The organism is Mesorhizobium sp. B2-3-4, from assembly GCF_006442315.1.
Taxonomy (GTDB): domain Bacteria; phylum Pseudomonadota; class Alphaproteobacteria; order Rhizobiales; family Rhizobiaceae; genus Mesorhizobium.
Genome location: NZ_VFVY01000018.1, coordinates 17,706 through 42,586 on the forward strand (window position 1 = coordinate 17,706; position 24,881 = coordinate 42,586).

At 63.7% G+C, this 24,881-nt stretch carries 25 protein-coding genes; 14 read left to right on the forward strand and 11 right to left on the reverse strand.

The features are described from left to right. Position 1: 1 nt before the first annotated feature. From FJ967_RS23870 to FJ967_RS23885, 4 genes are all read left to right on the forward strand, one after another. A complete protein-coding gene (locus tag FJ967_RS23870; protein WP_140734373.1) occupies positions 2-586 on the forward strand; it encodes an HXXEE domain-containing protein in 585 nt (194 codons plus the stop codon). Positions 587-1,005: 419 nt separating this feature from the next. After that, on the forward strand, positions 1,006-1,983 hold the full coding sequence (locus FJ967_RS23875; RefSeq protein WP_140734376.1) for an ABC transporter substrate-binding protein: 978 nt from the start codon (positions 1,006-1,008) through the stop codon (positions 1,981-1,983). 100 nt (positions 1,984-2,083) lie between these two features. Further along, a complete protein-coding gene (locus FJ967_RS23880) occupies positions 2,084-3,145 on the forward strand; it encodes a ribose ABC transporter (protein ID WP_140734378.1) in 1,062 nt (353 codons plus the stop codon). Then, positions 3,138-3,893 (forward strand): ATP-binding cassette domain-containing protein, encoded by a 756-nt coding sequence (locus tag FJ967_RS23885; protein ID WP_140734380.1) that lies wholly within the window; start codon positions 3,138-3,140, stop codon positions 3,891-3,893. Before FJ967_RS23880 ends, FJ967_RS23885 begins: the two co-directional genes overlap by 8 nt. Here FJ967_RS23885 and FJ967_RS23890 read toward each other — a convergent pair. From FJ967_RS23890 to FJ967_RS23910, 5 genes are all read right to left on the reverse strand, one after another. Next, positions 3,890-4,696 carry an ATP-binding cassette domain-containing protein gene (locus tag FJ967_RS23890; protein ID WP_140734382.1) on the reverse strand — a complete coding sequence of 269 codons (807 nt, stop codon included), beginning with the start codon at positions 4,694-4,696 and terminating at the stop codon, positions 3,890-3,892. The two genes, FJ967_RS23885 and FJ967_RS23890, sit on opposite strands and share 4 nt — an antisense overlap. Then, positions 4,693-5,700 carry an ABC transporter ATP-binding protein gene (locus FJ967_RS23895; RefSeq protein WP_246675367.1) on the reverse strand — a complete coding sequence of 336 codons (1,008 nt, stop codon included), beginning with the start codon at positions 5,698-5,700 and terminating at the stop codon, positions 4,693-4,695. The genes FJ967_RS23890 and FJ967_RS23895 overlap by 4 nt, the downstream gene beginning before the upstream one ends. After that, positions 5,697-6,527: an ABC transporter permease gene (locus FJ967_RS23900; protein WP_140734384.1), complete on the reverse strand. Its 831-nt coding sequence runs from the start codon at positions 6,525-6,527 to the stop codon at positions 5,697-5,699. The genes FJ967_RS23895 and FJ967_RS23900 overlap by 4 nt, the downstream gene beginning before the upstream one ends. Continuing rightward, positions 6,524-7,510, reverse strand: coding sequence for an ABC transporter permease (locus FJ967_RS23905; protein WP_140734386.1), 987 nt, complete (start codon positions 7,508-7,510; stop codon positions 6,524-6,526). Before FJ967_RS23905 ends, FJ967_RS23900 begins: the two co-directional genes overlap by 4 nt. A 135-nt stretch (positions 7,511-7,645) precedes the next feature. Continuing rightward, entirely contained in the window at positions 7,646-9,256 is a 1,611-nt protein-coding gene (locus tag FJ967_RS23910) for an ABC transporter substrate-binding protein (RefSeq protein ID WP_140734388.1), read from the reverse strand. A 366-nt stretch (positions 9,257-9,622) separates the two neighbouring features. Between FJ967_RS23910 and FJ967_RS23915 the strand changes: the two genes are divergently transcribed. After that, entirely contained in the window at positions 9,623-10,813 is a 1,191-nt protein-coding gene (locus FJ967_RS23915) for a Xaa-Pro peptidase family protein (RefSeq protein ID WP_140734390.1), read from the forward strand. A 205-nt stretch (positions 10,814-11,018) separates the two neighbouring features. Here the strand turns inward: FJ967_RS23915 and FJ967_RS23925 are convergent, their stop codons facing one another. The 3 genes from FJ967_RS23925 to FJ967_RS23935 are packed head-to-tail and all read right to left on the reverse strand — an operon-like array spanning position 11,019 to position 13,503. After that, the gene (locus FJ967_RS23925) at positions 11,019-11,435 is read right to left on the reverse strand and encodes a cupin domain-containing protein (RefSeq protein WP_140734392.1); all 417 of its coding nucleotides are present in this window, start codon (positions 11,433-11,435) and stop codon (positions 11,019-11,021) included. A 6-nt stretch (positions 11,436-11,441) separates the two neighbouring features. Beyond that, a complete protein-coding gene (locus FJ967_RS23930) occupies positions 11,442-12,296 on the reverse strand; it encodes a phosphoenolpyruvate hydrolase family protein (RefSeq protein WP_140734394.1) in 855 nt (284 codons plus the stop codon). A 10-nt stretch (positions 12,297-12,306) separates the two neighbouring features. Beyond that, positions 12,307-13,503, reverse strand: coding sequence for a Tm-1-like ATP-binding domain-containing protein (locus tag FJ967_RS23935; RefSeq protein WP_140734396.1), 1,197 nt, complete (start codon positions 13,501-13,503; stop codon positions 12,307-12,309). A 101-nt stretch (positions 13,504-13,604) separates the two neighbouring features. On the opposite strand from FJ967_RS23935, the gene FJ967_RS23940 reads away from it, so the two are divergent. The 7 genes from FJ967_RS23940 (at position 13,605) to FJ967_RS23970 (ending at position 20,326) form a co-directional block, all read left to right on the forward strand. Continuing rightward, positions 13,605-14,294: a TetR/AcrR family transcriptional regulator gene (locus FJ967_RS23940; RefSeq protein ID WP_140734398.1), complete on the forward strand. Its 690-nt coding sequence runs from the start codon at positions 13,605-13,607 to the stop codon at positions 14,292-14,294. A 352-nt stretch (positions 14,295-14,646) separates the two neighbouring features. Continuing rightward, on the forward strand, positions 14,647-15,963 hold the full coding sequence (locus tag FJ967_RS23945) for an extracellular solute-binding protein (protein WP_140734400.1): 1,317 nt from the start codon (positions 14,647-14,649) through the stop codon (positions 15,961-15,963). A 66-nt stretch (positions 15,964-16,029) separates the two neighbouring features. Then, positions 16,030-16,935, forward strand: a complete 906-nt coding sequence (locus FJ967_RS23950) for a sugar ABC transporter permease (protein ID WP_140734402.1) — start codon at positions 16,030-16,032, stop codon at positions 16,933-16,935. 1 nt (position 16,936) lies between these two features. Further along, entirely contained in the window at positions 16,937-17,896 is a 960-nt protein-coding gene (locus FJ967_RS23955) for a carbohydrate ABC transporter permease (protein ID WP_140734404.1), read from the forward strand. Next, positions 17,893-18,123: a hypothetical protein gene (locus tag FJ967_RS23960; protein ID WP_140734416.1), complete on the forward strand. Its 231-nt coding sequence runs from the start codon at positions 17,893-17,895 to the stop codon at positions 18,121-18,123. Before FJ967_RS23955 ends, FJ967_RS23960 begins: the two co-directional genes overlap by 4 nt. Next, on the forward strand, positions 18,120-19,223 hold the full coding sequence (locus tag FJ967_RS23965; protein ID WP_140734418.1) for an ABC transporter ATP-binding protein: 1,104 nt from the start codon (positions 18,120-18,122) through the stop codon (positions 19,221-19,223). The genes FJ967_RS23960 and FJ967_RS23965 overlap by 4 nt, the downstream gene beginning before the upstream one ends. After that, the gene (locus FJ967_RS23970) at positions 19,223-20,326 is read left to right on the forward strand and encodes an ABC transporter ATP-binding protein (RefSeq protein ID WP_140734420.1); all 1,104 of its coding nucleotides are present in this window, start codon (positions 19,223-19,225) and stop codon (positions 20,324-20,326) included. Before FJ967_RS23965 ends, FJ967_RS23970 begins: the two co-directional genes overlap by 1 nt. Before the next feature lie 5 nt (positions 20,327-20,331). Here FJ967_RS23970 and FJ967_RS23975 read toward each other — a convergent pair whose 3' ends face one another. Next, a complete protein-coding gene (locus tag FJ967_RS23975; RefSeq protein ID WP_140734422.1) occupies positions 20,332-20,763 on the reverse strand; it encodes a DUF4437 domain-containing protein in 432 nt (143 codons plus the stop codon). A 118-nt stretch (positions 20,764-20,881) separates the two neighbouring features. Next, positions 20,882-21,853 carry an AraC family transcriptional regulator gene (locus FJ967_RS23980; RefSeq protein ID WP_140734424.1) on the reverse strand — a complete coding sequence of 324 codons (972 nt, stop codon included), beginning with the start codon at positions 21,851-21,853 and terminating at the stop codon, positions 20,882-20,884. A 182-nt stretch (positions 21,854-22,035) separates the two neighbouring features. On the opposite strand from FJ967_RS23980, the gene FJ967_RS23985 reads away from it, so the two are divergent. After that, entirely contained in the window at positions 22,036-23,250 is a 1,215-nt protein-coding gene (locus FJ967_RS23985; RefSeq protein ID WP_140734426.1) for an MFS transporter, read from the forward strand. 40 nt (positions 23,251-23,290) lie between these two features. Here the strand turns inward: FJ967_RS23985 and FJ967_RS23990 are convergent, their stop codons facing one another. Further along, complete coding sequence (locus tag FJ967_RS23990; RefSeq protein ID WP_181176126.1) at positions 23,291-23,869, reverse strand: TetR/AcrR family transcriptional regulator; 579 nt, start codon at positions 23,867-23,869, stop codon at positions 23,291-23,293. Between the two features lie 97 nt (positions 23,870-23,966). Between FJ967_RS23990 and FJ967_RS23995 the strand changes: the two genes are divergently transcribed. After that, positions 23,967-24,875 (forward strand): SDR family oxidoreductase, encoded by a 909-nt coding sequence (locus FJ967_RS23995; RefSeq protein ID WP_140734430.1) that lies wholly within the window; start codon positions 23,967-23,969, stop codon positions 24,873-24,875. Positions 24,876-24,881 lie beyond the last annotated feature (6 nt).

Sequence of the window (24,881 nt, forward strand, 5' to 3'; positions counted from 1 at the left end):
GATGAAGCGCCTGGTGGAAGATTGGGTCTATGGCGGCGTGCTCGCCGGCCTTGTTCTGTGCATCGTGGCGATCGGGCTGGCCGCCCGGTTGGAAACCGCCGAACTCGCCGTCTTCGTCCTGATCCCGGTCTACATGCTCCACCAGTACGAGGAGCATGCCGGGGACCGGTTCCGGCTTTTTGTCAACAAGATGCTCGGCGCAGGCGCGCCGCTCCTTACCCGCCTGGATGTCTTTGTGATCAACGTGCCGGGCGTGTGGGGCATCTACGCGTTGGTGTTCACGCTCGCTGTCACGATCCAGGCCGGGATCGGGCTGATCGCCGCCTACACCACCTTGATCAACGCCCTGGTTCACATCGGGCAGGCCATCAGGATGCGCAGCTACAATCCGGGACTCGTCACTGCGATCATCCTATTCGTTCCCGTGTCGATCTGGTCGATTTGGGCGCTTTCCGGCTCGGGAACGCGCTTTCATGTCCTGGGAGTTGCCGTCGGGCTGGTCATTCATGGATTGATCATCGCCCACGTCGCCCGACGGCGGCGGATGACCCGATCAGCGTCATCGGAGCTTGTCACGCCGTCCTAGCCCCGACCTCGCTCTCGGGGCGCTGTGCCGTTCGACTGGCGAAATCGGTTGTGTCGCCGAGGAGACGGGGCAATAGTTTCGCCGGGGCTCCGAGGAGCAGTCAGATGGTGTCTGGGAAAGCGGCATTGCGGCCTCGGAAAAACCGAGTTGCAATTTATTTCTGCAAAGTGTTACAAGTTTATGGGTCCGGCGTGGAGGCATGCCGGACACGCTGGTTCTGACCTCGCTGAGGCGAGGAAAGCGACCACGGCCATTGTGCCGGTCGGCTGGACCGGCTGACATATCGACTGCAGGGCGCTTGGGAGGAGCTGCCCGCGAAGGCAAACAGGCGTTCCGGCCGTCGGCATTCCGCTTGTGAGCGGGTCACGGCCATCCAATGTCACTGCAACGGCAGAACTGCCAACAATGAGGAGGATGTCATGAAGAAGATCGTTGCCGCGTTCGCGGCGCTTGCCGTCGGCGCTTCGGTGCTGATTGCGCCCGCGCAGGCGCAGGACAAGAAATACACCATTGCGCTCATTCCTGGCCTGACCACCGACGGTTTCTACATCACCATGCGCAAGGGCGCCCAGGCGGCGGCCGACGCGCTTGGCGTGAACCTGGTCTTCCAGGGTGCGCCGGACTTCAACCCGGTCACGCAGGTCCCGGTGCTCGACGCCGTCATCGCCAAGAAGCCGGATGCGATCCTGATCGCGCCGACCGACAAGGTTCAGTTGGTCGAGCCGCTGCGCAAGGCCAATGATGCCGGCATCCCGGTCATCACCGTCGACACCTTCATCGGCAGCGGCGTCTACCAGACGGGTGCCGGCGACGCCGATTTCCCGCTTGCCTACATCGCCTCGGACAATGTGCTGGGTGGCGAGATCGCCGCGCGCGCGCTGGCCACGTCCATCGGCGACAAGGGCAAGGTCTACGTTTCGAACGTCAAGCCGGGCATCTCGACCACCGACCAGCGTGAAGAAGGCTTCAAGAAGGAGATGGCCAAGCATCCAGGCATCACCGTTCTGGAAACCCAGTTCAACGATGACGACGCCAACAAGGCGGCCTCGCAGCTTCAGGCCGTGTTCGCACGCAACCCCGACCTGGTCGGCGTGTTCGGCGCCAATCTGTTCTCGGCGCTGGGTGCCGCCAACGGCGTCAAGCAGGCCGGACAGACGGGTACCGTCAAGGTCGTTGCCTTCGATGCTCCGACCAGCATCGTCGACAACATCAATACCGGCCTGGTCGATGTGGCGATTGCCCAGCATCCGGCCGAGATCGGCTATTACGGCGTCGTTTCGGCCTATGCCCATCTCACCGGCCATTCGATCCCGGTCACCATCGGCACCGGCTTCACGATCATGGACAAGTCCAACATCTCGGATCCGAACATCTCCAAGTACCTCTACTCCGAATAAGTCCAACGCGTTTACCTCCTCCCGGTCCGCCGGGAGGAGGCCTGCGCCAAGCCCGGCTTGACCGGGGCCTTGTTCGAATGAGCCGCGCCGCGGAGTATTCATGACCTCGACATCCCCAGCAAATCCGGCCGAGCAGCATGTCGCGCCTCAGGCAGATCATGGCGACCCGGCCAAGGGCCTGATCGCCCGCATCGCCGAAGGGCGCGCCTGGCTGTTCCTCGCCGGCCTCCTTGTCTGTTTCGAGATCTGGTCGAGGCTCGCCTTCGGCGCGACCTTCGTGCTCAACCCGTTCAACCTGCAGTCCATCGCGATCTTCGCCGTGGCGCCGCTGCTCTTGGCGACAGGGCAGACTTTCGTCATCATTTCAGGCGGCATCGACCTGTCGCTCGGCTTCATCATGGGGCTCGCCGCCGTCATCGCCGCGCATGCGACCAATATGGCGGGCGCCGCCATTCCGCTGCCGCTGGCCATGCTGGCCGGCATTCTTGCGGCGGTGATCGTCGCCGGCGTGCCCGGCATCATCAACGGTCTGCTGATCTCGCGCCTCAAAGTGCCGCCCTTCATCGGCACGCTCGGCATGTTCGGCGTGGCGCGGGGCGCCGCCTTCCTGCTTGCCGGCGGCACCACGGTGCCGGTGCAGAATTCCTGGTTCGCGCTGCTCGGCAACGGCAAGTTCTACGGCATTCCCTATCTGGTGCTCATCACCGCCGTCTTCGTCATCGTCATGCACTATCTGCTCAGCCAGACGCGGTTCGGTCAGCACAACTACGCCATCGGCGCCAATGTGCAGGCGGCGCGCCGGTCAGGCATCGACATCAAGGGCCACATTTTGCGGCTCTATGTGTTGTCGGCGATGTGCGCGGGGCTGGGCGGCGCGCTCTATGCCGCGCGCTTCACCGCCGGCGCGGCGCAAGCCGGCGAGCCGCTGCTGCTCGACAGCGTCGCGGCCGTCGTCATCGGCGGTGCCAGCCTGTTCGGCGGCTCCGGCACGATCCTGGGCACGGTCGCCGGCGCGCTGGTGATCGCGGTCATCCAGTACGGGCTGGTCTTCGTCAATGTCGAGCCGTTCTGGCAGTTCATGGCCGTCGGCGTCGTCATCATCATTTCCGTGCTCATAGACCAGGCGCAGCGCCGGTTCAGTGGAGGCCGCCAGGATGAATAACACCGACCAGACCACGCCTCTGCTCGAAGTCCGCAACCTGTCCAAGCACTTCGGCGCCGTGCGCGCGCTCAACGATTTCTCCATGACCGTGCGGCCTGGCGAAGTGGTGGCGCTTGCCGGCGACAATGGCGCGGGCAAGACGACGCTGATCAAGGCAATTTCGGGCGTCTTCCAGCCGACGGGCGGAGAAATCCTGCTCAGGGGCCAACCGGTAGCTTTCGCGACACCCCAGGAGGCGCGCGAAAAGGGCATCGAGACGATCTACCAGGATCTGGCGCTGGCCGACAATCTGTCGATCGGCGCCAACATCTTCCTTGGCCGCGAACCGATGCGCAAGGCGTTCGGCTTCCTGCCGGTGCTCGATCGCAAGGCGATGGCCGAGGCGGCTCGGGAAACGATGAAGCGGCTGGACTTCCACGTCAGCCGACTGAACGCCCCGGTCAGCAATTTCTCCGGCGGCCAACGCCAGGCCGTCGCCATCGGTCGCGCCGTCTATTGGGACGCGCAGATCCTGATCATGGACGAGCCGACCGCGGCACTCGGCGTGCCGGAGCAGCGCAAGGTGATTTCGCTGATCCACCAGCTCAAGGCGCAAGGACGCGGCGTAATCTTCATCTCGCACAATTTGCAGGACATTTTCGCGGTCTCGGACCGCATCGTCGTGCTCAGGCGCGGTGTCCAGGCCGGCGAGCGCAAGATTTCCGAGACCAACCATGATGAGGTCGTCAAGCTGATGGTCGGCGGCTAGCTCTGGCGAGCCGTTGACGATCCGTCCTGTCGGATGTTCCGATCCAGTCTCGGCGCGGCCGCCACCAGCGCCTTGCCGATGGCCGATCGCGGCGCATCGATGACGGCGCGGGCATCGCCGCTTTCGGCGATCCGTCCCGCGTCGAGAAGGACGATGCGGTGGGCGATGGCCCTGACGACGCCGAGATCATGCGAGATGAAGAGATAAGCGATCTTCTGCTCGCGTTGCAGGTCGAGCAGAAGTTCGAGAATCTGTCCGCGCACCGAGACGTCGAGCGCCGACACCGCTTCATCGAGCACGATCAGGGATGGTTTCGTCGCGATGGCGCGCGCGATCGCCACGCGCTGGCGCTGGCCGCCGGAGATTTCGTGGATGGCGCGCTGCGCGAGGGCGGCCGCAAGGCCGACACGCTCCAGCAATTGCGCGATGCGACGCGGGCGTTCGGTGCGTGGGGCGATGCCGTGGATGCGCAAGGGATCGTCCAGCACGCGCGCCACCGTGGCGCGTGGGTTGAAGGCGGCGAGCGGATCCTGGAACACCATCTGCAGACGAGCGCGGCGCGTGCGCAGTGCGGTGCCACCCAAGGCCAGGAAATCGTCACCCTCGAACACGATGCCTCCGCCATCGGGTTCGATCAGCCGCAGCACAAGCCGCGCGACCGTCGATTTTCCGCTGCCGGAGGGGCCTGCCAGCGCCAGCGTTTCCCCAGGCGCGATGGCGAAGGAGACATCGTCGACGGCAGCAACAGTCTTGCCGCCGCGACTGTAACGTTTGGTGAGATTGGACGCTGTGAGCAGGCTCATGCGCGCCCCCCGCTCCGGTTCAGCAGCGGTTCGGCATCAAGGCCGATATGGGCGTCGAGCAGCGCGCGTGTGTAGGCTTGGGCCGGGGCGTTGATGATCTGCGCCGTCGCGCCGAGCTCAACCAGTTGACCATGGCGGAAGACGGCGATGCGTTCGGCAAGTTCGGCCGCGAGCGCAATGTCATGGCTGATGAACAGCAGCGTCATGCCGTCCTCGGCCACCAGCCGCCGGATCAGCGCGACGATCTCGGCCTGCACGATTGTGTCGAGCGCGCTGGTCGCTTCGTCGGCAATGAGCAGTTTCGGGCCGGCGGCAATCGCGGCGGCAATCGCCACGCGCTGCTTCTGGCCGCCGGAAAGCTGGTGCGGGAAAGCGTGCAGGGCCGAGTCCGGGTCGGGCAGGCGGACGCGTTCGAGCAGGGTTTTGGCCTTGGCGTAGGCCTGCGACCAGGTGAGGCCGAGATGGGTGCGAGTGACTTCGGCGATCTGCTTGCCGATGGTCATGACCGGGTCGAGGCTGGCCGAGGGATCCTGGAAGATGAAGCCGATGTCGCTGCCTAGGAGGGGCACTCCATCGCGAAGATGACGAAGTTGGCGCTCTACGGCGCTCCCCTCTGTCCTGCCGGACATCTCCCCCACTTGGGAGGAGATTGGCAGCGTCGCTGTCGCGTCATCTCCTGCAGCACCGTTGGTAATTGGCGAAAGCGGAGATGAGGGCGCGATCTCCCCCTTTGAGGGGGAGATGTCCGGCAGGACAGAGAGGTGGGCCTTGGCGCTAGCACTTGCCGGCAACAACCAATCGATGTGCCCGCCAATCCGGGCGCCCCTCGGCAACAGCCCAGCAATCGCCAGCGCCAGCGTGCTTTTTCCCGAGCCGCTCTCGCCGATGATGGCCAGCCGCTCGCCACTGGCAATGTCGAGGCTGAAACTCTTCAGCGCCGCCACTTCGTTGCCGTCGCGGCGGTAGGTCACCGTCAGGTCGCTGATCGACGCCAGGACGCTCACGACAGGCCTCTTTTCACGGCCGTGGTTTCGACGATGCCTTCGCCGGCGAGATAAACGCCGAGCACCGTCAGCACCAGGGCGATGCCCGGGACGATCGACAGGAAGGGCGCGGTGCGCAGGACGGTGCGGCCTTCGGCGATCATGCCGCCCCAGGTGACCCTGTTGGGGTCGCCAAGCCCGAGGAAGGAGAGTGCTGCTTCGGTAAGGATCGCTGCGGCGACGATGACCGACGACAGCGCCAGCACCGGCGGCAAGGCATTGGGTAGCACTTCGCGAAAGGCGATCGCCAGAGGGTGCATGCCGATGACGCGGGCGCCGGCGACATAGTCGCGTTCGCGGATGGAAAGGACTTCGGCGCGGGCCACGCGTGCCGGGCCGGTCCAGGTGCTGAGCGCTATCGCTACCACGACGACGCCGAGCGAGGGACCAACCACGCTGACGAAAGCCAGCGCCAGCAGGAACCCCGGCACGGTCTGGAACGCATCGGTGATGCGCATCAGCACCTCGTCGATCAGGCCACCGGCGAAACCGGCGAGCGTGCCGATCACCGCACCGACGGCGAGTGCCGCCGCCGCCGCCGCCAGACCGACGGCCAGCGAGGTGCGGGCGCCATGGAACAGTTCAGCAAGCACGTTGCGGCCGAGCCGGTCGGTGCCAAGCGGCAGCGACCAATCCTGGAAGGGCGGCAGCAGCGCCGGCCCGGCGATCGATTGCGGGTCGCCGGGAAACAGCAGCGACGCCGACAGCGCCATAGCGAACAGCGCGGCCAGGATCACGACGCCGGCAACCGCTTCCGGTGTGTGCAGGAAACGACGAAGCCCGCTCATGCGCGCTCCTCGCTGGCGCCGACGCGCGGGTCGAGGAAGGCATAGGCGATGTCGACGACAAGGTTGATGAGGATGACGAGGACGGCGCTGACGAGGATGATGCCAAGCAGCAAGGGCGTGTCGCGCGCGGCCACCGCTTCCTGCGCCAGCCGGCCAAGGCCTGGCACGGAAAAGACGCTCTCGATGACGACGCTGCCGCCAAGCATCTGCGCCGACTGCAGGCCGAGCATGGTGACTAGCGGCAACAGCGCGTTGCGGGCGACATGGGCAAGCACGATGCGCCGGCGCGACAAACCCCGGGCGCGAGCAGCGAGGATAAAGTCCTGCCGCCAGGCCTCGGCCATGCCGGCGCGCATCATGCGCAGATAGAGGGCCAGGTAGATGAAACCGAGGGCGGCAACCGGCAGGGCGAGGTGGACTCCGATGTCGGCGGCGCGGGCGAGGCCGGTCTTGTCCGAGGCCAGAGTTTCGATGCCGCCGATCGGCAGCCAGCGCAGGTCGACGGCGAAGATGACGATCAGCACCAATCCCAGCCAGAAGCCCGGCACGGCATAGAGCGCCAGCGAGCCGATCGACAGGAAACGGTCGCGAAAGCTGCCTGGCCTGGCGCCGGCATAGATGCCGAGCGCCGAGCCCAGCCCGAAGGACAGCGCGGTGGCGCTGACCATCAGAAGCAGCGTGTTGGGCAGGCGCTCGAGGATGATCTCGCGGATCGGTCGCGAGAAGGTCACGGACTGGCCGAGATCGAGATGCAGCAGCGCCCAGAGATAGTTGGCGAGCCGCGTCAGCTCCGACTGGTCGAGGCCCCAGCGATGGCGCAGCAACTCGATCATGCCGGCGTCGCCGCCGGTGGAGACGATATAGGCGTCGACGGCGTCGCCGGGAGCGGCTTCGAGGAGGAGGAAGGTGCCGACGACCACGATCAGAAGCACGAAGATGCTGCCGACGAGACGACGGCGAATGAGGGTGAGGGCGCGGGTCATGCGGGATTCGGCGAGGCGACGATGCGCGGGTTAAGATCGTGCCGAGGCCCCCCTCTCTGTCCTGCCGGACAGAGGGGGGCCTCGTAGAACTCAACCCCTACGATTTCTTCGCGAACTTTCATCCGCGTGAATGTGTCATGATTCCAGATACGTGTCCGCCCAGTTCGAGACCGCCCAGCGCGGGTTGTTGGCGATGTTGCCGACCTTGTCGCTGGCGACGGAAATGAAACTCCATTCGGCGACATTGATCAGCGGCAGGTCCGTGGCGACTTGCTTCTGGAACTCCTTGTAGAGGTCGGTACGTGCCGATGTATCGAGCGTCTCGGAAGCCTTGGCGATCAGCGCGTCGAGGGCACCGTTCTTGTAGCCGCCCTGGTTTGAGAAGGGCACGCCGTCGGGAATGCCGCTCTGTACCAGGATGGTGGTCGAGATCGCCGGGTCGCCACGGAACACCGGCGGGCCCACGGCGAGGTCGAAGGCGTGATCGGTGTAGACGGCCTTGATGTGGGCTGCGGAGTCGTTGTTGACCAGTTGCGCGTCGATGCCGATGGCGGCGAGCGCCTGGCGCAGATAATCGCCGAACTGCTTGGTCTCGTTGAAATAGGGCGCCGGCAGGAGCTTCAGCGAAAAGCGGTTGCCGTCAGCGCCTTTATTATAGCCGGCCTCGTCGAGCAGCGCGTTTGCCTTGGCGACGTCGAAGGCATAGGTCGGCACATCGGAGGTGTAGAATTGCGGATCGTTCTTCGGCACCGGGCCGGTGGCCGTCGCGGCATAGCCGAGGAACACGGTCTTGACGACGAAATCCTTGTCGATGGCGTGCGCGATCGCCTGGCGTACTTTCACATCGGCCAGTTCCTTGCGGCGATGGTTGATCTCGACCACGAGCTGATAGGTCAGCCCCTCATAGCCCTTGGAGATCACTTTCAGGCCAGGCACCTTGGAGATGCGGTCGAGGTCCGCCAGCGGCACGGCGGAGAAAGCCGCGAGCTGGATTTCTTCCGCTTCCAGCGCGCTCGCCGCCGAGGTGCGGTCGGGCAGCACCTGATAGATGATCTCGTCGAGGTTGGGCTCGTCCTTGCCCCAATAATCGGTGTTCTTCGTCAGCCGGTAATACTGACCGGCCTTGTATTCGCCGAACTTGAACGGGCCGGTGCCGATGGGCGCTGTGTTGGCCGGGTTGTCCTCGATCTTGCCGACTTCGTAGATGTGCTTGGGCACCACGCTCGACAGCGCCGGCAGCGCGTTGCGGATCAGCTGGAAAGGCGTCGGCTTGGCGAATTTGAACACGGCGGTCAGATCGTCCGGGGTGTCGACCGCGCTCAGGTCCTTGAACACGGTGCGGCCGAGATTCTGCAACGGTTTCCAGATCTGCAGCGCCGAGAAGGCGACGTCGGCTGACGTGAACGGCTTGCCGTCATGCCATTTGACGCCTTCGCGCAACTTGAAGGTCGCCGACAGCCCATCGGCGGCACCTTCCCAGCTCACCGCCAGTCGTGGCGCGAGCCCGTCCTTGCCGTCGAAGGAGGCTTCGGCCAGCGTCTCGACGATCTTGCTGGAGATGAAGAAGACGCCGTTGGACGCGACGATCGCGGGATTGAGATTGCGCGGCTCGGAATCGGCGGCCAGCACCAGCCGCCCACCCTTTTTCGGTGTCTGTGCCCGGCCCAAGGTCGGCATGGCCGTTGAGGCCAGCAGCATCGCCGAACCGGCAAGCATGGTGCGCCTGGAAATGGTGAAACCTGACATGATCGAACTCCCTCCTGCGCGCGGACCTCTTGTCGGCGTGCCAACACCCCTCGATGCCGCCGGGCCGCCGGCATCCTGTGGGCGATTATGAGCCTTGCTGAGGGTTTCGCTAGAGATGGAATTGGCGCATCCTGGCTTGGCTTTGAAATTTTTGTTCGCTGGACCAGTTTAGGAGAGCGGACTATGGATCCTGTCTGGTAGGACCAGATTAAGCGATTGGCAGCGAGTGACGACTTGGTCACCAGCCAGAAAGCCTAGTTCTCTTATTTCTGGCTAGACCAGAGTGGGCAGGATGGTGCAGATTTAGCAAGAAGCTGGGAATCTGCGCGAGACCGTGCCGATGCCAGGCAATTCAGGGAGAGAGTGATGAACATTGCGCCGGGCAAGGCTGCCGTCAGCAATATCCCGTTCGACCAGGCACGGGTCGACCGGCTGATGGAGGAGGCCGGCATCGATGTGCTGCTGGCGACCTCCAAGCACAACACGCAATATCTGCTGGGCGGCTACAAATTCATCTTCTTCGCCGCCATGGATGCGATCGGCCACAGCCGCTACCTGCCCATTGTCGTCTACGAGAAGGGTGGGCCCGATCACGCCGCCTATATCGGTAACCGCATGGAGGGCGGCGAGCACCAGAACCATCCGTTCTGGACGCCGACGCTGCATGCCGCCTGCTGGGGTACGCTCGATGCCGCCAATCTGGCGGTCGAGCATGTCAGAAAGATCGGCAAGGATGGGGCGCGCATCGGCATCGAACCGGGCTTCCTGCCGTCGGACGCCTATGCGCTGATCCGCAAGGCGCTGCCCGACGCCAAGCTGATCGATGCGACCGACATGCTGGAAAACATGCGCGCTATCAAGACCGATGCGGAACTGGAGAAGCTGCGCACGGCCTCCGAACTGATCACCGATTCCATGCTGGCGACGATCGCCTGGGCGCGCGAAGGCACGACCAAAGCCGAGATGATCGAACAGCTGCGGCGTGAGGAGACCAATCGCGGCGCGCATTTCGAATATTGCCTGCTGACGCTTGGCTCGAGCCACAACCGTGCTGCCTCATCGCAAGCGTGGAACAAGGGCGAGGTGCTGTCGATCGATTCCGGCGGCAATTATCACGGCTATATCGGCGACCTCTGCCGAATGGGCATTCTGGGCGAGCCGGACGCCGAACTGGAGGATCTGCTGGCCGAGGTCGAGACTGTGCAGCAGGCGGCCTTCTCGAAGGTGAAGGCGGGCATTCTGGGCGGCGACATGATTTCGCATGCCGAGGGCGTGCTGAAGGCGTCGAAGGTCGCGCCCTACACGGATTTCTTCGCCCATGGCATGGGGCTGATCACGCATGAGGCGCCGTTCCTGATGACCAATCATCCGGTGACCTATGAAGGCACCTACGCGGCCAAGCCGCTGGAGAAGAACATGGTGCTGTCGGTCGAAACGACGATGCTTCACCCGACGCGGGGGTTTATCAAGCTGGAGGACACGCTGGCGGTGACGGAGAGCGGCTACGTGATGTTCGGCGATCGCGGGCGCGGATGGAACAGGGGTGGGACCTTATAGACCAAGGCTGGCGCCGCCCCTCATCCGCCTGCCGGCACCTTCTCCCCGTAGAACGGGGAGAAGAGGGCAGCCGCGCCCTCGGCACATATTCCGCGGCGTAGAAAATTGGCGAAAGCGTCGACGACTGCGTCTTTCTCCCCGTCACTATACGGGGAGAAATGTCCGGCAGGACAATGAGGGGCGGCGCAACCCTGGAATAAATTGGTCACTTCCCCGCCGGGATCAGCCTGAAATCCGGTAGCTCTCTCAACGCCAATTCCGGCCCGGCAGGCGAGTAGACGACGAACAGCTGCATCGGCCCATCTCCCGTATTCAGCGTCGAGTGAAACCGGCTTTCCGGCACATAGATGGTGCAACCAGGCCCAACCTTCGCCACCACCGGATTACCCTCTTCGTCCTCAACCATCTGCTCGCCGTTGCCCGAGATGACGAAAATGATTTCTTCGGCGCCGGGGTGGTTGTGGCGCGTGTGGCCCTTGCCGGAGGGGAGGTCGACGACGCCTCCGGAAAAGCGGCTCGCGCCATTCACTTCCGGAGCAACGGTCAGCGACAGTCTTCCCCAGTCGAAACCGAAGGCGCTGACATCCTTCGGATAGACAAACACCTTGCTCTTGTCGGTCATCTCGCATCATCCCTTCTTGTTTGCGGCGCCACCCAGCGTCACCGCCTTGAAATCCGCCGTCTGCCTGGCAATCGCGGCTTCGGCCGGCAGCCGTTCCATCGAGCTCGCGCCATAGAAACCGTGCAGGCCCTTGGCACGAGAGAGGATGTAGCGCGCGTCGTCCGGCATCGAGATCGGGCCGCCATGGCAAAGCAGTATGACATCCTTGCGCACCGAACGCGCGGCGTTGGCGATGGCGTCGATCTCGACCACGCAGTCGTCAAGCGACTTGGCCGAGGTGGCGCCGATCGACCCGCCGGTGGTCACGCCCATATGGGCGACGACGATGTCGGCGCCGGCTTTTGTCATGGCGCGCGCCTCTTCGGGGTTGAAGACGTAGGGCGTGGTCAACAGGTCGAGCTTGTGCGCCTCGGCGATCATGTCGACTTCGAGCCCGAAGCCCATGCCGGTCTCCTCGAAGCTCTGCCGCATCTGGCCGTCGAACAGGCCGATGGTCGGAAAATTCTGCACGCCGGAAAAGCCCATCGTCTTCAGTTCGGCCAGGAGCAGCGGCATGATGACGAAGGGGTCGGTGCCGTTGACGCCGGCCAGCACCGGCGTCTTCTTGACGACCGGCAACACCTCGTAGGCCATTTCCTTGACGATCTCGTTGGCGTTGCCATAGGCGAGCAGGCCGGCGGCCGAGCCGCGACCGGCCATGCGATAGCGGCCGGAATTGTAGATGATGATGAGGTCGATGCCGCCGGCTTCCTCGGCCTTGGCCGACAGGCCGGTGCCGGCGCCGCCGCCGACGATCGGCACACCCTTGTCGATCATGCCCCGGAATTTGTTCAGTATGTCCTTGCGCGGTATTGCCGGCATGTCTGGTCTCTCACTGTCTGGCGATGTCGAGGAAGGCCGCGACAGCGGCCCTGGCGAATTCGGCGTCGTTGATATGCAGGGGCAAGCGCGTGACGCGGCGCGTGGCGCTTGGCTCGATGGCGCGTTCGATGGCGTCGAACAGGACGGCGTCGGCTTCCGGGTCGAAGAAGGCGCCGCCTTCGATGTCGAGCGCGGAGACGCCTTTTTCGGGGATCAGGAAATGCACCGGACCTTGGCACGAAGCGAGCCTGGCGCCGATCCATTCGCCGATGGCGCGGCATTCATCGATGCTTGTGCGCATCAGCGTGACGTTCGGGTTGTGCTCGTAGAACAGGCGGCCACGATAGCGTTCCGGAACGGTCGAAGGCGCCCAGAAATTGACCATGTCGAGCGCGCCGACCGAGCCGACATAAGGCAGCCTTGTGCGGGCGATGGCGCCGAAACGATCTTCCGTCGCCGGCAGCACGCCGCCGAACAGGAGATCGCAGACCTCGGTCGTGGTGATGTCGACGACCCCGCAGAGCAGGCCGCTGTCGACCAGTTTCTCCATACTGCGGCCGCCGGTGCCGGTGGCGTGAAAGACCATGCAGTCGTAGACGTCGCGCAACTGCTCGGCGATTGCAGTCACGCAAGGCGTGGTGACCCCGAACATGGTGAGGCCGATCGACGCCTTGCCGTCCGCTGCCGGCGCCGGATTGGCCGCCATGCCCGCCATCGCCTGGGCGGCGTTGTGCAGCACGACACGGGACAGCCGGTTCAGCCCGGCCATGTCGGTCACCGATGGCATCATGACGATGTCCGAGACGTCGACGTAAGGAGCCGTGTCGCCCGAGGCGAGCGTCGAGACCATGATCTTGGGCAGGCCGAGCGGCAGCGCGCGCATGCCCGCGGTGACGATCGAGGTGCCGCCGCCGCCGCCAATGCCGATCACGCCGGCAACGTCGCTTCTCGACTGGATGAAGCGGGCGAAGGCGATACCCATGGCGGTGACCGCCGCGCCGCGATCGTTGCCGCCGAGCACGGCCGTGCTGCCGTCCGGGTGGTGGGCGGCGACATCGCCGGCGCCGATGTCGACAAATGTTGTTGCCTCTCGCGTCCCGACATCGACGCGGCAAACCGCGGCGCCCGTCGCCGCGATCATATCGGCAAGGAAACCGAGTTCCTCACCTTTCGTATCCGCGGTGCCCACCACATAGACGCGCTTCATTGAGGGGTCCCCGATCCCGGCGGCTGCGATGCGTGTGCCTCAACGCCAGGGCCACGTTGCGGCGCCATTGCAAATTTTTGAGACGCGCGTATCATATTGATATGGATATCTCACGTCAACAAGACGCGTCGAACGAAGATGCCGGCGAAAGACCCGAGCGCGGAGCCCGCGCGCGCACCAAACGGCTGATGCTGGAGACGGCGACAAGGCTGATGCAGGAGGGCGTCACGCCGTCGGTCAGCGAGGTCGCGGAAGCCGCGCAAGTCTCGCGCGCGACCGCCTATCGCTATTTCCCAAGCCAGGCCGCACTGGTGCAGGCGGTCGTCGATGAGGGCCTCGGGCCGATCCTCACCTGGAAGTCCACCACCGCCGATGCCGAGCGCCGCGTGGCCGAACTGTTCGATACGGCCATGCCGCGCATCGAGGCGTTCGAGGCGACATTCAAGGCGGCGCTGAAGCTGTCGCTCGATCAATGGGCGCGGCGACAGGCGGGTACGCTGGGCGCCGAGCCGGCCTTCACGCGCGGCCACCGTGTCGATTTGCTGAAGCAGGCGATCGCGCCGCTCAAGGGCAAACTGCCGCCGCGCGATTTCACGCGGCTGGCGCAAGCGCTGTCGCTCATGTTCGGCGTCGAGGTGCTGATCGTTCTCAAGGACATCTGGGGACTGGACAGCCGCAGGACGAGGTCGGTGGCGCAATGGGCGGCCGGCGCGCTGGTACGTGCCGCGGTGGCGGAATCGATCGGTAACGGAGATGGAGCCCAGTCGGGCAATCGTGACGAAATAGGCTGAATCTGGTTCGACCAGATTTGTGAAGCGATCGCCGATCCTAACGGTCGTTTCACAGGCCGGACAAGGCCTGTTTATATCATTGAGTAGGAAAATCATGAAAAAACAGGCAGATAAAGCAGAAATTCGACAGTAATGGCATGATCTGGCTCCCAAGAAAGGGCTTGACGCCGATGCAAGATTGGTAATACCAGATCAGAAAAGAAAAGTGGATCGGAAGAGAGGTTCGGATCCATTTTCCGGCAGGGCGAGGAGGCCCGAAGCCGGAAAGGTGCGACCACGGGAGGAACTACCGGAGCCGGCCCCGTTGCCGGCTCGCATGACAGGGTAGAATGCGCACAAGGGAGGAAATCAAATGCGCAAGTTAGTGACCAGCATGCTTGCTGGTATCGGCTTAACGCTTGCCTGCGGCACATCGGTCTACGCGCAGGAAAAGTCGCTTACCATCTTCTGGGCGGAGTGGGATCCGGCCAACTATCTGCAGGAACTCGGCAACGAGTACGAGAAGGAAACCGGCGTCAAGATCACGGTGGAAACCACGCCGTGGGCCGACTTCCAGACCAAGGCCTTTACCGAGTTCAACGCGCATGGCGACGCCTATGACCTGGTCGTGGGCGACTCCCAGTGGCTCGGCGCCGGCTCGACCGGCGGTCACTATGTCGACCTCACCGACTTCTTCAACAAGCACAAGCTCAGCGACGTGATGGCGCCGGCGACAGTGAAATACTACGCCGAATATCCCGGCAACAGCGGCAAGTACTGGGCGATCCCGCTCGAGGGCGACGCCGTCGGCTGGGCCTACCGCAAGGACTGGTTCGAGGATCCGAAGGAGAAGGAAGCCTTCAAGGCCAAATATGGCTATGACCTCGACGTGCCGAAGGATTTCAAGGCGCTGCGCGACATCGCCGAATTCTTCTACCGGCCGGACCAGAAGAAGTACGGCATCGCCATCTACACCGACAATTCCTATGACGCGATGGCGATGGGCTTCGAGAACGCGCTGTTCTCCTACGGTGGCGAGCTTGGCGACTATTCGACCTACAAGGTCGATGGGCACATCAACTCCGACAAGGCGGTCGCGGCGCTCGACGCCTACAAGGAACTCTACAAGTTCACGCCTCCGGGCTGGGCCAAGACGTTCTTCGTCGAAGACAACCAGGCGATCACCGAGAACCTGGCGGCGATGAGCATGAACTACTTCGCCTTCTTCCCCTCGCTGATCAACGAGGCATCGAACCCGAACGCCAAGAACACTGGATTCTTCGCCAATCCGGCGGGTCCCAATGGCGATCAGTTCGCGGCCCTCGGCGGCCAGGGCATCTCCGTCGTTTCCTACTCGCAAAAGCAGGACGAGGCGATGAAGTTCCTGGAATGGTTCATCAAGGACGAGACCCAGAAGAAGTGGGCGGCTCTTGGCGGCTACACCTGCAGCCAGGCAGTGCTGAAGTCGGAAGAGTTCCAGAACGCCACGCCGTACAACAAGGCCTTCTATGAGACCATGTTCAAGGTCAAGGATTTCTGGGCGGTGCCGGAATATGCCGAACTGCTGCAGCAGCTTAACCAGCGTATCTATCCCTACATGATCGGCGGCGAAGGCACCGCCAAGGAGACGCTGGACGCACTGGCCGCGGATTGGAACGCGACGTTCAAGAAATACGGCCGCGTGCAATAATCCTTTATGTCCCGCGGAGGGGGCAGGACTGCCTCCTCCGTTCTTTTTTTAAACGGGAGCAGGGTCTTGGCGACCACGATGATCACCACCCTCGACAGGTCCTCGCGCGCCGCCGCGCGTGGCTTGAGCGATATTTCCATTCGCAATCTCTTCATCATTCCGACGGTTCTGTTCCTGATCGTCTTCAATATCTTTCCGTTGATCTATTCGCTCGGCTATTCCTTCACGGATTTCCGGGCCTCGACCAACGCGCCGGCGAACTTTGTCGGACTGCAGAACTATCGCGACCTGCTCAACGATCCCTATGTCTGGTCGAATTTCGCCATCACGGCGAAATACGTGATCATCTCGGTCGCCGGGCAATTGCTGGTCGGCTTCGGCGTCGCCATGCTGCTCAATCGCGACATCCCCCTGAAGGGGCTGCTGACCACGCTGCTGCTGTTGCCGATGATGCTCTCGATGGCCGTCGTCGGCCTGTTCTGGAAGCTGCTCTACGATCCGTCCTTCGGCATCATCAACTACGCGCTCGGCCTCGGCACTTTCGAATGGCTGGCCGATCCCAAGATGGCGCTTTATGCGGTCGCGCTGACCGATATCTGGATGTGGTCGCCCTTTGTCATGCTGTTGTCGCTGGCCGGCCTCTCGGCGGTGCCGAAGCATCTTTATGAAGCCGCCGCGATCGACCGCGCCGGGCCGTTCTACACGTTCTTCCGCATCACGCTGCCGCTGGTTGCGCCGATCCTGATGATCGCCGTCATCTTCCGCACGATGGAGGCGTTCAAGACCTTCGACCTTGCCTACATCCTGACCAGTCAGCCGACGACGGAACTGATCTCGATCCGGCTTTACAAGATGGCCTTCCAGGAATGGCAGACGGGACGCTCCTGTGCGCTTGCCTACATCGTGCTGATCATGGTGCTGGCAATCACCAACATCTACGTCAAATACCTCAACAAGGTGAAGGAGCGCTGAGATGGCCGCCGTCCGCACTTCCACCGAAATCGGCTTCAACCGCGCGGCCGTCGTTGCCGTGCTGGTGGTGACGATCATCTTCCTGGCGCCGATCTACTGGATCGCCTCGACGGCGTTCAAGCCCCGCAATCTGGCGACGACCATCCCGCCGACGATCGTCTTCCAGCCGGAGATATCGCCGTTCGTGAAGCTGTTCACCAAGCGCTCGCAATTGCGCACGCCGCCGACGCCGGAGGAATACGCGGCCGCGCCGTGGTGGGAACGCGTCGTCTTCGACGGCGGCGAAAAGATCGTGCGCGATGGTAAGGGCGAGGTGCAGTGGTCCGGCTATCCGAACCGCTTCATGAACTCGCTCATCATCGCCATCACCTCGACGGTGCTGGCGGTCGGCATGGGCACGTTCACGGCTTATGGCTTTTCGCGCTTTAAGGTGAAGGGGGAGGCGGACCTGCTCTTCTTCATCCTGTCGACACGCATGCTGCCGCCCGTGGTGGTGGCGATCCCGATGTTCCTGATGTATCGCGCCGTCGGCCTCAACGATTCCCATATCGGCCTGATCATCCTCTACACGGCCTTCAACCTGTCCTTCTCGGTCTGGCTGATGAAGGGTTTCATGGACGAAATCCCGAAGGAGTATGAGGAGGCGGCGCTGGTCGACGGCTATACCCGCATGGAAGCCTTCTTCAAGATCGTGCTGCCGGAGGCCGCCACCGGCATCGCCGCCACCGCGGTGTTCTGCTTCATAACCGCGTGGAACGAATATGCCTTCGCGCTGATCATGACCAACCGCCGCGCCCAGACCGCGCCGCCCTTCATCCCGAGCCAGGTCGGCTCCGGCCTGCCGGACTGGACGGTGATCGCCGCCGGAACCTTCCTGTTCCTGCTGCCGGTCGCGATCTTCACCTTCCTGCTCCGCAACCATCTGTTGCGCGGCATGTCCTTCGGAGCGATCCGCAAATGAGCTTTCGCGCCATCAACCAGAAATATCTTGAACCGGGCAGCCAGGTGTTGATGGTGCTCGGCATCGTGGCACTGTGCCAGCCCTGGAACATGCTGCTGCACACTTACGGCCTGACTATCATCCTGATCGGGCTGATCGGCTTCAACATCACTTCGAAGATCGCGCCCGAGCAGGAGGCCGGCACCGGTCATGCCATCGACGGCCGAAATCCGGGAGCACGGCATTGACCCAGATCGAGCTTCGCGGCGTCCAGAAATTCTTCGGCGCCGTCCAGGTTATCAAGGACCTCAACCTCAAGATCGCGGACAACGAGTTCATCGTGCTGCTCGGCCAGTCGGGCTGCGGCAAGACGACGACGCTGCGCGCGGTCGCTGGTCTGGAAACGATCGACGAGGGCGACATCCTCATCGACGGCAAGCCTGTCCAGCATCTGAAGGCGGCCGACCGCGACATCGCCATGGTGTTCCAGTCGTTCTCGCTCTACCCGCATATGAGCGTCTATGAGAACATCGCCTTTCCGCTCCGCGCCACGCGCAAGAGCAAAAGCGAGATCGATGCGGAAGTCCGCTCGGTCGCCAAGACGCTGCAGATTTCAGACCTCTTGGCCAAGAAGCCGTCGGCGCTGTCGGGCGGTGACATGCAGCGCGTGGCCATCGGGCGGGCGCTGGTGCGGCGGCCGAAGGCGATGCTGATGGACGAGCCGATCGGCGCACTCGACGCCAAGCTGCGCGAGGAGATGCGGGCCGAGATCAAGCGGCTGCACATCAAGCAGGGCTCGACCACCATCTATGTCACGCACGACCAGATCGAGGCGATGAGCCTCGCCGACCGCATCGTCATCATGCATGAGGGCGTGCTGCAGCAGGTGGGCACGCCCGACGAGGTCTATTCGCGCCCGGCCAACCTTTTCGTGGCGCAATTCGTCGGCAGCCCCGTGATGAATGTCGCCGACGCGGCGGTGGCAGAGACGACTTCGTCGGCGTCCGTCTCGGTCGGTGGAGCGGCGTCGGGCTTCGAGTTTCCGCGCGCGCTGCTGTCGAAACTCAACGGACACGCCGGCAGCGAACTGGCGCTGGGCATCCGGCCGGAAGGCGTGCTCATCCGCCGTGACGCGGCCGACGGCTTCCTACCGGTCGAGACGCAGATCGTCGAGCCGCTCGGCTCCTTCGACATCGTCGATCTGAAAGTCGGCACCAAGATGCTGCGGGCGCGCACCAAGAGCGGCTTCGTCTCGGGACCGGGCGAGAAGGTTTTCGCCAGGATCGATCCGACCCAGGCGCATTTCTTCGACAAGGCAAGCGGCAGGTCGCTCGAGGTCAGGCTCTGATGGCTCATATCCAGCTCAAGAACATCTCGAAGACCTTCGGCAACCATACCGCGTTGACCGGGCTCGATCTCGACATTGCCGATGGCGAGTTCTTCGTCCTGCTCGGCGAGACCGGTGCCGGCAAGACGACAACGCTGCGGCTGATCGCCGGACTGGAGAAGCCGAGCGAGGGGCAGGTCCTGATCGACGGCGTCGATGTCGCCGACTGGGGCGCGGCCGAGCGCGACGTGGCGCTGGTGTTGCAGCAATACTCGCTCTATCCGCGCTATACGGTGCGCGAAAATCTCGAATTTCCGCTGAAGCCGAAGATCCGCCGGTTGCCCGACGCCGAGATCAAGGACCGTGTCGACCGCGCCGCCCGCACACTCAGGATCGAGCACCTGCTCGACCGCAAGACCGACCGGCTGTCAGGCGGCGAGATGCAGCGCGTCTCGATCGGCCGCGCCATCGTGCGCAAGCCGCGCGTCTTCCTGATGGACGAGCCTCTGTCGGCGCTCGACGCCAAGTTGCGCGAGGCGTTGCGTACCGAGTTGAAGAATCTTCAGATGCAGCTCGGCGCCACCTTCCTGTTCGTCACCCATGACCAGATCGAGGCGATGTCAATGGGCGACAAGGTGGGCGTGCTCAACCATGGCCGCATCATCCAGACTGGCACACCGCACGAGATCTACAACAATCCGCGCGACACCTATGTGGCGAGCTTCGTCGGCTCGCCGCCGATGAACCTTATCGACGGAAAGCTGGTGAATGGCCGCGCGGTGATGACGCCGCTGAATTTCGAGTTGCCCTTTTCAGGGGGAACCAAGACTTATGGGGGAGCCAAGACGGGCGCGGCGACGGAAGGGCGCCCGCTCGTCTTCGGCATCCGTCCCGAGGACGTCTATCTGGAGAGCGGCGCACCGGTCGAGGCACGCGTCCATGATGTCGAGAACCATGGCGTGGAGAAGATCCTGACCTTGCGGGTCGGCGACATCACCTTGCGTGCCACCGTGCCGGCAAGGACGGATGTCGCGATCGAGCAGCCGGTGCGCTTTGCCTGGAATCCGGACAAGGTCGTCATGTTCGACAAGGGCAGTGGCGTCAATCTGCGCCACGCCTCATAGGGCAGTTATTTCGGCAGGTAGGTCTGATAAGGCGTGTCGTTGATCAGCAGGATCACGCATTCCGTCTGCGAGAGGCAGGCGTCGTCATGCATCTCGTTGGCTTTCTGGGTCCAGTAGGATCCAGGCGGCAGTTCGACCTTGGTCGCCTCGCCGCCTTCCATCTGCCAGTGCGCCCATAGGCCCTGGATGACCACCGCGCGATAATCGGCGGTGTGCGCGTGAACAGGGGCGCGCCAATTGCCCGGGACTTTCAGCAATGTTCCGGCAGGACCGCTGGCCCTTTCGCCCCACAGCGGTCCCAGGCGCTGCGGCTGGTCCGGCGCCTCGGCAACGTAAGGGATCTTGCCTGCCGGAAGATAGCTGTCCTCGAGAGCGAATGCCTTCATGGGAATGACGGACAGGACGGCGAGCGCGAGCAGTGCGAAACGACTGGCCATGGATTTCCTCCTCTGCGGTCGAGATTATCCGCAGCAGCCCGGCCGGCAATGACATTGCGTCCAAAAGACCTGGCAATTCCTCCAGGGCAAGGCTCGCAAGCAATCTGGCCGCCTGACGTCAGGCCGGACCGTCGCCACCACCCATGTGGCGCAGATGGCTTGGCGCGACACCCATCACCCGCTTGAAGGCGCGGCTGAAGGAGGCTTCCGAATCATAGCCCAGCCGCGCCGCGGCGACCGATACCCGCATGCCATCCCGGGCCAGCCATTGCCGGGCCTGGTGCATGCGCACGCGCAGCACATATTTGGCCGGAGTCTCACCGACGACGGTGGCGAAGCGCTGGGCAAAGGCGGAGCGCGAGGCTCCCATCATCCGCGCCAGCGCCTCGACGCTCCAATCGCGATCTGGTTGCAAATGGATGGTTGCCAGCACCTTGCCGATGTCGGGATTGCGGACGGCGGCGATCCAGCCGGTGGCATCGCCGCAGCCATTCTCGACCCAGGAGCGGATTATCGTGGCGGCGAGCACGTCGGCAAGGCGGGCAAGGATCCCGCCGGAGCCGACCCGGTCCATCGTCACCTCGCCGGCCATCGCGTCGAGCAGATGCTGGATGCCCGGCGCGTTCGCCATCAGCTTATGCGCCTGCATCAGGTTGGGCATCATCTCGAGCAGCGGATGCGAGCCGTCGAGATTGAAATGCATGCTGCCGCAAAACAGCAAGGTCTTGGGACCGGCGCACTCGTTGGAGACGTCGTATATGTTCTCGCACACCGGCTCGATCGTGTAGCGGCCGATCGACACCGGTGGCACACCAGGCGCACTGGCCAGGACATGCTCATCACCGCGCGGGATCAGGAGCGCGTCGCCCACCGAAAGTTCGACCCATTCCCTGGCCGGTGAGAACAGCCAGCAACCCTGCTGGCCGATGAAATGAAACCGCGCCGCCTTCTGTGCGGGAAAGGAAACGGCCCAGGGCTCGCCCAACACGCAGCGGCCGTAGTCGACGCCATCGAGCCGCAACCCACGCAACATGTCGGTCAGCGGATCGCCTGATGTCGGCAACGTCATTTTGGACGAATTGTAATTCATTTCGGTGTTTTTAGCATGGAAACTCCAATCCGTCACTCCCATGTTGCATTGCAGCCAAATGCTGCACTGCAAACAAACCGAAGGCCGGCCGAATAGCCAAACCACGACGGGGAGGCATGTAACGGGTGGAGCCCGAGCCGGTCATTTTCTATGTGGCGCTGCAAACAGACCGGAGACTGACCATGGCCGAACCCGCGACAGGCGTCATCGATGCCGCCCTATTGAATCCCGCAGAATCCGATGAACGAACCGAGCCGGCCTGGGGTGCCGTGGTCTCGCTGGCGCTTGGCGTTTTCGGGTTGGTCACCGCCGAATTCCTGCCCGCCAGCCTTCTGACGCCGATGGCGCGCGATCTCGGCGTCAGCGAAGGCGTCGCCGGGCAGGCGGTGACGGCAACCGCCATCGTCGGCGCCATCGCCGCGCCCACCATGGCGATCATCACGAGGCGCATGGACCGCAGGCTGGTGATGTGGATGCTGACGGTGTTCCTGATCCTGTCCAACCTCCTGGCCACCTTTGCCTCGTCGCTCACCACGCTTATGCTCGCCCGCGTCGTGCTCGGCGTGGCCCTTGGCGGCTTCTGGGCGATGTCGGCGGCCATGGCGCTGCGGCTGGTGCCGATGCGGCTGATGCCGCGCGCCATGTCGATCATCCTCACCGGCGTGTCGCTGGCTACCGTCACCGCGGCTCCGGTCGGCGCCTATGTCGGCGACGTCTGGGGATGGCGCACGGCCTTCATGATCGCGACCATCGTCGGGGCGTTGGCGTTGCTGGTGCAACTGGCCACCATTCCGAAGCTGCCGCCGGTGGGTGTCGCGAGCTTCCGCACTTTGCTCGAAGTGCTGGAGCGGCCGTCGATCAGGGTCGCCTTGCTGGTCGTGTTGCTGGTCGCGTCCGGGCACTTTGCCGGCTTCACCTATGTGCGTCCCTTCCTCGAGAAGGTGCCGGTGCTCAAGATCGAGACGATCTCGCTGGTGCTGCTGGCCTACGGCATTGGCGGATTCTTCGGCAACATCGCCGGCGGCTTCCTGGCCGAACGAAACCTCAAGGCCGCGGTGGCGCTGGCGCCCCTGCTGATTGCGCTGGCGGCCGCCTCGATGCTGATCCTTGGCGCCTCGCCGACGATCGCCGCCGTTGCCGTCGCGGGGTGGGGTTTTGCGTTCGGTGCGGTGCCGGTCGGGCTGCAGAGCTGGCTGGTGCGGGCAGCGCCCGACCAAGCCGAAAGCGCCGGCGGCCTGATGGTGGCAACCTTCCAGGTGGCGATTGCGATGGGCGCCGTCTTTGGCGGCCTGCTGGTCGACCATGCCGGCGTCGCCAGCGCCTTTGCCTATTGCGGCTTCGCCACGCTGCTGGCGGCTATCGTGGTGTTCCTGCGCGGCCCGAAGCAGGCCGGATAATCCCTGCCAGTAGCGATCCCTGGCAACGGCCCGAGAACCATCATGGCTCTCGGGCCGTTTGCGTTGTGACGGTGGCAATGAATCGGTTGAGACTGTCCTCGACATAGACGGCCACTTCGATGGTCGGATCAAAGCTCCACCACAAGAGCGAGCCTTGCCAATGCGACGCCATCAGCAGGCCGACGTCTTGCGGCGGGTCGTCGATTTCAGCGAAGCAAGCCGCAAGAGCGGCGCACAGGAATGCCTTCCAGGCCGCGCCGCGTGCCCTCAGCACTGGATCGCGCAGATCCTCGCGCAAGACGAGCAGGCCCTCGGCATAGGCTTGGATGCCGCCATAGCCTTGCGACAGCGCCACCAGCAACTTCACCGCGCCGACCGGGGTCTTGGGCATGCTGGCGGCCAAGGCCCCGGTCCTGTCGTCGAGACCATCCCAGGCATGCAGCAATGTGCGCTGCTTCAATTGCGCCTTGTTTCTGAAGCGCTGCACCAAGGTTGCGCCGGACAGGCCGCAGGCTTTTGCCAGGCGCTCGAAGGTGAGCGCCTCCGGGCCGTACTCGTGGATCAGCCGCAATGCGGCTTCCAGCACCTGCTCATTGGACCGGGTCTTGGGACGGGTCATCTTGACATTCCAATATAACCGAATGATCATTTATATATGATGGGAGCGGCGCGAGCCAGCCCGTATTTCATCGATGGTGCTGTCTTGGGAGAGCTCAATGACGTTGCAAGGGAAAGTTGCCCTGGTTGCCGGCGGCACACGAGGCGCCGGGCGCGGCATAGCGGTCGAACTCGGCGCCGCCGGCGCCACCGTCTATGTCACCGGGCGGAGCATGCGCGGCCATCCATCCGAATATGCCCGGCCAGAGACCATCGAGGAGACGGCGGAATTGGTCGGCGCGAATGGCGGCAAGGGCATCGCCGTGAAGGTCGATCATCTCATTGCAGATGACGTACGCGGACTGGTCGGGCGCATCCGCGCGGAACAGGGTCGTCTCGACATTCTGGTCAACGACATCTGGGGCGGCGAAAAGCTGTTCGAATGGGACAAGCCGGTCTGGGAGCACAATCTGGAGAACGGCTTGCGCATGCTTCGGCTCGCCATCGACACGCATCTGATCACAGCGCACCATGCCCTGCCGCTGATGATCGAGCGGCCGGGCGGGCTGCTGGTCGAGATCACCGACGGCACCGCCGAATACAATGCCGAGCATTATCGCCTGTCGCCCTTCTACGACCTTGCCAAGGTGGCGGTGAACCGCATGGCCTGGGCTCATGCCAAGGACCTTGCAAGGCACGGCGCCACGTCGGTCTCGCTGACGCCCGGCTGGATGCGTTCGGAAATGATGCTGGAGATTTATGGCGTCGCCGAAGAGAACTGGCGCGATGCCACGCAGAAAGTGCCGCATTTCGTCATTTCCGAAACGCCGCGCTTTGTCGGCCGTGCCGTGGCTGCCCTGGCTGCGGATCCCGATCGTTCGCGCTGGAACGGGCAGTCGCTGTCCAGCGGCGGACTGGCGCAGATCTACGGCTTTACCGATCTAGACGGGTCGCGCCCCGATGCCTGGCGCTATGTTCCGGAAGTCCAGGACGCCGGCAAGCCGGCCGATGCGACAGGCTACCGGTAAGGCGGC